General features: G+C 38.7%; 1 protein-coding gene. It reads right to left on the reverse strand.

The features are described from left to right. Positions 1 to 12: 12 nt before the first annotated feature. Positions 13 to 764 (reverse strand): IS5 family transposase gene (locus ACTL4S_RS16425; RefSeq protein ID WP_228738633.1). Its coding sequence is split into 2 segments (ribosomal slippage): positions 13 to 530 and positions 530 to 764, totalling 753 coding nucleotides; the frame shifts between segments, so codons are not numbered across the junction. Between the last annotated feature and the right edge of the window lie 73 nt (positions 765 to 837).

Consider the following 837-nt stretch of genomic DNA (forward strand, 5'->3'; position numbering starts at 1 on the left):
TAGGGCGTGTCCTCATTTGGCTTTACACCAAATAAATATGCAAGCAATGTAAATCATAGACTGGTAATTTCGTGCAAGCTTATCAAATCGGGTTGCAATCGCTCGGAAATGCTTCAATCTCGCAAACACATTTTCAACTAAATGTCTTAATTTATATAGATATTTATCAAACTCCTTATTCGATCTTTTACTATTTGATCTCATTGGAATGATGGGAATCATATCCTTGTTCTGGGCATATATTCTAATGTGCTCAGCATCATACCCCTTATCAGCAATGAGATAAGTTGCCTCGCCTACAGTATCAATCAGTTGTTTTGCAACTTGACTGTCGTGGACGCCACCCCCAGTGATTTTAAAATCAATCGGTAATCCATTCGCGTCGGTTGCAAGATGTATTTTTGTTGTTCGTCCACCACGTGATTGTCCAATTGCTCTTTCGAAACCATTCCGAGCTCCACTTGCATGTTGATGCACGCGTATGTAGCTTCCGTCAATGAATACCCATTCTTGATCCAAGACGCCTCGTAATCTAAAAAAAATTTATTCCACAATCCCTTGCTTGCCCAACGATTAAAACGATTATAAGCAGTTTGCCAAGGACAAAATTCTTGAGGAATATCACGCCATGTGGCGCCTGTACGCAGTTTCCATAAGATCGCTTCCATGATATTTCTACTATTCTTTGAACGGTAGCAACCATGTAATCGCATAGTATCTTGAATTTGCTGCCAGATATCATCGGTAAGAAGAGTACGTGCCATTGAAAATATAGAAATAAAAATAACTCAAAGGAGGATTTTAAGTATTTAAAACCAATTCTTCAAATGAGGACAC

It is taken from the genome of Acinetobacter lwoffii (genome assembly GCF_052078135.1).
Taxonomy (GTDB): Bacteria; Pseudomonadota; Gammaproteobacteria; order Pseudomonadales; family Moraxellaceae; genus Acinetobacter; species Acinetobacter lwoffii_Z.